This is a genomic window from Acinetobacter sp. YH12126, from assembly GCF_013418745.1.
Taxonomy (GTDB): domain Bacteria; phylum Pseudomonadota; class Gammaproteobacteria; order Pseudomonadales; family Moraxellaceae; genus Acinetobacter; species Acinetobacter amyesii.
Map to the genome: position 1 here is coordinate 37,895 of NZ_VPBM01000026.1, position 6,000 is coordinate 43,894.

General features: G+C 41.3%; 5 protein-coding genes. 3 read left to right on the forward strand and 2 right to left on the reverse strand.

Annotated elements, in window-relative coordinates:
- The first annotated feature begins 54 nt into the window (after window positions 1-54).
- Window positions 55-1,053, forward strand: a complete 999-nt coding sequence (locus FTU62_RS15855; protein ID WP_180103177.1) for a glycosyl transferase family protein — start codon at window positions 55-57, stop codon at window positions 1,051-1,053.
- 91 nt (window positions 1,054-1,144) lie between these two features.
- Here the strand turns inward: FTU62_RS15855 and FTU62_RS15860 are convergent, their stop codons facing one another.
- Together FTU62_RS15860 and FTU62_RS15865 are read right to left on the reverse strand one after the other, a co-directional pair.
- Window positions 1,145-1,411: a YeaC family protein gene (locus tag FTU62_RS15860; RefSeq protein ID WP_078189099.1), complete on the reverse strand. Its 267-nt coding sequence runs from the start codon at window positions 1,409-1,411 to the stop codon at window positions 1,145-1,147.
- 2 nt (window positions 1,412-1,413) lie between these two features.
- The gene (locus FTU62_RS15865) at window positions 1,414-2,352 is read right to left on the reverse strand and encodes an NAD(+) kinase (RefSeq protein ID WP_078189100.1); all 939 of its coding nucleotides are present in this window, start codon (window positions 2,350-2,352) and stop codon (window positions 1,414-1,416) included.
- Window positions 2,353-2,504: 152 nt separating this feature from the next.
- Here FTU62_RS15865 and mrcB point away from each other — a divergent pair, with 152 nt between their 5' ends.
- On the forward strand, window positions 2,505-4,898 hold the full coding sequence (mrcB, locus tag FTU62_RS15870) for a penicillin-binding protein 1B (RefSeq protein WP_180103178.1): 2,394 nt from the start codon (window positions 2,505-2,507) through the stop codon (window positions 4,896-4,898).
- 76 nt (window positions 4,899-4,974) lie between these two features.
- Window positions 4,975-5,457, forward strand: a complete 483-nt coding sequence (locus FTU62_RS15875; protein ID WP_180103179.1) for a tetratricopeptide repeat protein — start codon at window positions 4,975-4,977, stop codon at window positions 5,455-5,457.
- The last annotated feature ends 543 nt before the right edge of the window (window positions 5,458-6,000 follow it).

Consider the following 6,000-nt stretch of genomic DNA (forward strand, 5'->3'; position numbering starts at 1 on the left):
ACCAACTATAGAAGTAAACTATCCTTAAGTCCTAATTTTAAGCCCAGTATTTGCATGAACAATAAACGAAATATTTACAAAGATTTTGAACATCCATTTGCGCAATTTGTCCGTATCGTGGGTAAAGGCAAAAATGGTGCACGTTCGCTTACTTATGATGAAGCCTACCAAGCATTCAACATGATCTTAAAAGATGAGGTTTTGGACGTTCAATTGGGTGCTTTCTTGATGTTATTGCGTGTAAAAGAAGAGTCAGTCGATGAACTCACTGGCTTTGTCCAAGCCACACGTGATCAACTCAAGTTTAAAAAGCTAGATGTCGATTTAGATTGGTCATCTTATGCAGGTAAACGCAAACATTATCCTTGGTTTTTATTAGCAGCATTAACGCTGGCAAAACACGGTTACAATGTCGTGATGCATGGGGCTTCAGGTCATACCATTAACCGCCTTTATACAGAACAAGTATTAGAGTATTTGGGTTTTCCTATTTGCCAAAATGACACAGATGTGGAAGAACAACTAATACAACGTCATTTTGCTTATATTCCGCTCGACGTCATTTCACCAATACTCAGTGATTTAATTTCACTGCGCAATGTGATGGGTTTACGTTCCCCAATTCACACCCTTGCGCGTCTGATAAATCCATTTAATGCCAAAGCCACCATGCAAGCTATTTTCCATCCAGCCTATCGTGGATCACACCAACGTGCGGCATTTCAATTGGGTTATCAAAATAGTGCTGTCATTAAGGGTGAAGGTGGTGAATTCGAACGTAACCCTGATGCAAAAACCTTAATTTGTGGCATCAAGGATGGTGAAATGTATGAGCATGAACTGCCTAAACTGACGGACAACCGTAGTCCAGTCGAAGAAGAACTTGATTTGGCCGTTTTTAAAGCCGTTTGGGACGGTCACCAGACACATGAATATGGTGAAATCGCGGTCACCGAAACCATGGGAATCGCACTGTATACCATGGGTGCCGTCGTAAGTTTTGATGAAGCAATGCAAACTGCCAAAACCATGTGGGCAAATCGTCACGCTTAAATAAGCAGATATGAAGCAACAAATTTAGGCATGCATCAGCTAATAAAAAAGCCAGCATTAAGCTGGCTTTTTCAATCAGAAAGAAAAAGGATTAAACGAAACGAATCGGCTTGAACTCAGGTTCTTCCACATGTGAGTCGCAATGCTCATCTTCTTCTTTAGTCCCGCGGTCGATATAACCACTACGCTCATCTTCTGGCAAATGTTTAATTTCCCATGCATAAACCGCTTGCATACAAATTTGACGTTGTTCTTGAGTCAGCGCTACACCATTTGGCCATTTACCAATTTCAATTGCCGTTTTTAATCGACCAACAATTTCAGGATCGAGTACGGCAAGCATCTGTTCAATATTCATAATTAATCCTGCTTTAATGAGTCAAAATCTTGGTTCCAGCCTAGCTTGGTACGACATGCCATATAGAAGTCATAACCAGGTGGATGTAATAAGTTGAGCTTAAATGGATGTTTGCGGATATGTAAACTATCGCCTACACCCAATGATACACTGTGTTGACCATCGGCACTGACCATTGGTAGAACACGATTTTCACGAATCAAAATTTTAATTTCGCTTTGTCCACCTACGACAATCGGCCGTGACGACAAAGTATGTGGATGCATTGGCACTAAGGCAATCGCATCCATACTTGGGTGGACAATCGGACCACCACCAGATAATGCATAAGCTGTAGAGCCGGTTGGCGTCGAAACAATTAAACCATCACTGTGTTGGCGGTATACATATTGCCCATCAATATTCAGTTCAAAGTCAATCATGTGTACCGATTTACCCGAGTGCAGCACAATATCATTTAAAGCCACAGCATCATAAATCGACTCGCCTTTCGAGCGAATTTCCATTTCCAACAAGAAACGTCGGTCTAGCTGAAACTCACCTTTGAGCACTTGATCTAACTTGAAAATCACTTCTGTCGGTTTGATATCGGTCAGGAAGCCCAAACGACCACGGTTCACCCCAATCACAGGGGTATTGTATTTCACCAAGGCACGTGCGGCATGAAGCAATGAACCATCACCGCCGACTACGATCACCAAATCGACAACTTCACCCAATAAATTACGGCTGACCGTCTGAGTATTATTGTAGGGAACCAGCTGCGCTGTTTGCGTATCAAATACAGGATGTAATCCCAAACTCAAAATATGATCGTGGATCAAACATAGGGTTTCGATCACTGATGATTTGTCTGGACGACCAATCAACCCAATGTTTCGAAATGATTTATGTGAAATTTGCACCTGCGCTTTTGCTCCGCTTCGCCTCATTGGTATCATATCACTAACAGAAATGATTTAAAAAAACTTTAAAGTTTCGACTTTAGTGAAGTAGCTTCCAATATTTTGCATACATATAACAGTTTAAATATTGCAAAATACTGAAAAGCTTCGCATGATTAGCAAAATTTCTCAGGGTTTTATCACTATTTATGAAGTCTGAACGTGGCATAGGCATAATTGCACTGATTTTTTCGCTGTTGATTATCGGCGGATTTCTCGTGTTCAGCATTTATCTTATTCGTCTAGATAATATTGTACGGGATAAATTCGAAGGTCAACGTTGGGATATTCCAGCTAAGGTATTTGCTCGTCCTTTAGAAATTTACACCAATGCGCCTGTAAGCCAAGCAGACCTCAACCAAGAACTGAAACTTTTGGGCTATAACGCTCAAGACAGCTATGCGAAAACGGGAAGTTACGTTACTTCTGGCAATGTAACCTATATCCATACGCGTGGTTTTGACTTTGGTGATAGTGTCGACCCTGAGCAAGTCCTTAAAGTGACCTTTGGTGAAGGTCAAATCACTGAAGTGAGTGCAACCAAGCCTTCAAGCAGTGGTATTGTCCGCTTAGAGCCGATGTTAATTGGTGGTATTTATCCTCAGCACAATGAAGACCGTGTGCTGATCAAACTTGATAAAGTGCCTAAGCCTTTAATCCAAGCTTTAATTGCTACAGAAGACCGTAATTTCTATCAGCATCATGGTATTTCCATTCGTGGTACAGCACGTGCCATCGTAAGTAATGTCACTGGTGGTAAACGTCAAGGTGGTTCGACCCTCACTCAGCAATTGGTGAAAAATTTCTATTTATCGCCTGAAAAAACCATTAAGCGTAAGGCCAATGAAGCCTTAATGGCGATGCTGATTGAACTCCACTATGACAAAGATGAAATTCTTGAAGCTTATTTAAATGAAGTGAACTTAGGTCAAAACGGTAATTATTCAATCAATGGTTATGGTTTAGCCTCACAATTCTATTTTGGTTTACCCCTACGTGAACTAAATATTGCTCAGCAGGCGTATTTAGTCGGTCTAGTTCAAGGCCCGACCCTATTTAATCCGTGGAAAAACCCTGAAGGTGCGATTAAACGCCGTAATATTGTGTTAAACAATATGGTGGTGATGGGCTATTTAACTCAGGAACAATATGAAACTGAGTCAGCACGTCCATTGAATGTCATTACAAAACCAACATTGGGCCCTTCTCGCTTCCCAGACTATATGGATATCGTGCGTCGTCAACTGCGTACTGAATACCAAGAAAGCGATTTGACCAATCAAGGTCTGCGTATTTTCACCGCGATGGATCCTATTGCTCAAACCCGTGTACAAACTGCATTTAAAGAATCTGTGGCGCGTTTAAGCAATGCCAATCCAGCACGTTTGAAAGAATTACAAGGCGCGGTATTGGTGTCTCATCCTGAAAATGGTGAATTGGTTTCAGCAGTCGGTTCAACGCAGGACTTTACCGGTTTTAACCGTACAATGGATGCTAAACGTCAAGTCGGTTCATTGCTAAAACCTGTGATTTACCTCAGTGCGATAGAATCCAACCGCTATAACTGGGCGAGTCAAATCGAAGACAGTCCGATCAGCATTCAAAGTGATGGCAAAGCTTGGACACCGAAAAACTATAGTGGTGGTGCACATGGTGTCGTATCAATGGTCGATGCCCTATCAAACTCTTATAACCTCTCTGCGGTACGCTTAGGTCAAGAGTTCGGTATGTCCACGTTTATTAACCATCTGAAAAAGTTTGGTGTGACGTCTAATATTCCAAACTACCCTTCGATTTACCTCGGCGCTATCGATATGTCACCGATGGAAGTCATGAGTGTCTATGGCAACTTTGCAACTGGTGGCTTCAAATATCCAGTGAAAGCCATTCGTTCAGTGGTCGATGCCAATGGTCGTTTATTAGATCGTTATAGCTTAACGGTACAACCGACTATTGCACCTGATGCTGCATTTATCTTGAACTACGGTTTACAACAAGTGATGAGTTCAGGGACAGGCCGTTCTGCTTATGCATCCTTACCAGCTTCACTCAAACTTGCAGGTAAATCAGGGACAACCAATGATACGCGTGACTCATGGTTTGCAGGTTATTCAGGTAATTACTTAAGTGTGGTTTGGTTAGGTTTAGACAACAACAAAGTCACAGGCTTAACTGGTTCGTCAGGAGCACTTCCTGTTTGGACCAATGTCATGAAGCAGTTACGTCAAAAACCAGTTAATTTACGTCAACCAGACAGCGTACAGTGGCATTGGTTAGACCGTTATTCAGGTAATTTATCTGCACAGCATTGTACAGGTGCGATGTATATTCCTCTGTCGCGTAACTCTATTCCAAATCAGGCTACGGCATGTGGTTCGACACAATATGAAGTAGAACCTTACACAGTTGATACTGAAGAGACGCAGCCAACTCAGGAACAAAATGATAGTTTAGGTGACTACATTCGTGAAAGTGATGTCGATAATGATCAGGGTTCATCTGATCAACCTCGCATCATCTCAAGTGGAGAGTATTCAAATTAAACTGCAAAACATTAAAGTTTTAAAAACGTTCAGTATTCTGAGCGTTTTGACGATCATTTTGGCAGGTTGCCAAACCATGAACGAACCTGAGCAAAAGCCGCCTGCGGCGCCTGAAAAAAAGGCAGACATCCATGACCCTTCTGGGGTCATCATTACGCCATATGACCATCCAGAAATTAAACGTCAACGCATCGTTATTCCTGAACAGAAAACCCAAATTCAACAGTTTGATGATGGTCGCGACTTACCTGCATTCAACAAATTGATGCAAACTACGCAAACCGCTTATGCCAATGGAAAATGGAATGAAGCTGAAAGTGCGGCAACTCAAGCACAGCGTTTGGCACCACAATCTGCGGAAACTTTTTTATATTTGGCAATGATCGCCAATCGAAAAAGTCAGCCTGCGAATGCAGAATCGTTGGCACTGCGCGGATTAAGCTATGCTCAAACCAAGCCGATGAAACAACAGCTTTGGAATGTTGTTTTAAAAGCCGGTCAAATGCAAAAGAAAAGCAGCACCATTCAAAAAGCCCAACAAGCCATCAAAGCTCTTTAAGCCCCCATAAAAAAGCCTGATCTTAATTGAGATCAGGCTTTTTTATTTAAAACATACTAAAAGTAAGTTTATTTCTCATAGTTACTATTAAATAATGTTACGCAGTAACATCAGAAGCATAATTTGATCTAAATAAAAGTACGATACACGGTAACGTCATCTGCAAGCGTTTGAGACAAGACTACATCTATTTAAAAATGTTTTTGCGGTACTTTGGATAAATTGACGCTAATGAACGAGTTTTGTCGGTGAGGTGCATTGCACCGCAAGATGGATTCCTTGTGAAGCACGCTTCTCATTTTGCCTAATGAGAAGCATCGTTTCGTAAGAGTACCTCCAGCCGAAGGCTAATCCCTGTATTCAATCTCTAGATTTAAGACTCCGTCGTATCGGTTTAAAAATCATTTAAAAATGCGCTCTGTACACGACAAAAATAGATAACTCATTGAAATAATGTCACAATAATTGTTTTCTAACGACGAATACTATGACACATCTCAATGAGTTATATCTTATCTTAAACAAATCTCTAAAATGGAACAA

What these genes read in the sequence shown, in the direction of transcription:
- FTU62_RS15855 (WP_180103177.1), top strand. Translation starts at nt 55, where the DNA reads ATGAACAATAAACGAAATATTTACAAAGATTTTGAACATCCATTTGCG.
- FTU62_RS15860 (WP_078189099.1), bottom strand. Translation starts at nt 1,411, where the DNA reads ATGAATATTGAACAGATGCTTGCCGTACTCGATCCTGAAATTGTTGGT.
- FTU62_RS15865 (WP_078189100.1), bottom strand. Translation starts at nt 2,352, where the DNA reads ATGATACCAATGAGGCGAAGCGGAGCAAAAGCGCAGGTGCAAATTTCA.
- mrcB (WP_180103178.1), top strand. Translation starts at nt 2,505, where the DNA reads ATGAAGTCTGAACGTGGCATAGGCATAATTGCACTGATTTTTTCGCTG.
- FTU62_RS15875 (WP_180103179.1), top strand. Translation starts at nt 4,975, where the DNA reads ATGAACGAACCTGAGCAAAAGCCGCCTGCGGCGCCTGAAAAAAAGGCA.